Origin of the sequence: Streptococcus sp. DD10, assembly GCF_001578805.1 — a bacterium.
In the GTDB taxonomy this organism is placed as follows: Bacteria; Bacillota; Bacilli; order Lactobacillales; family Streptococcaceae; genus Streptococcus.
The window spans coordinates 1-381 of sequence record NZ_KQ969211.1; the positions used below are offsets into that span (position 1 = coordinate 1).

General features: G+C 32.3%; 1 pseudogene. It reads left to right on the forward strand.

Annotated features, from left to right (window positions below):
- Nucleotides 1–267 precede the first annotated feature (267 nt).
- A pseudogene (locus tag STRDD10_RS11040) lies at nt 268–381 on the forward strand (mannose-6-phosphate isomerase); the annotation flags it as partial.

Consider the following 381-nt stretch of genomic DNA (forward strand, 5'->3'; position numbering starts at 1 on the left):
TGTCGGGGGAAGTGGTTCTAGTAAGTCCATCTTGCTTTGCAGTATTATTTTGGAGCTGTTTCTGATGTCTGTTGATGCAAGGTTTATTGTTTACTTATATTGCATCTACAAAAATAAAAAAGAGATATTGCTTGATGCTTTGGAAAAATAATTTTGTATAAAAAGAATAAAAACAGCTTTATTTCTTTAATTTCAGACTTGATTTTATTTAAAAAGTGGAAGATAATATAGACAATGAAACCATTAGTAATTTAGTAAGGAGATGTTATGTCAGAACCATTATTTTTACAATCTGTCGTGCAAGAAAGACTGTGGGGGGGAACCAAACTTCGTGATGTTTTTGGTTATGAAATCCCCACCGAAAAAACGGGAGAATTTTGG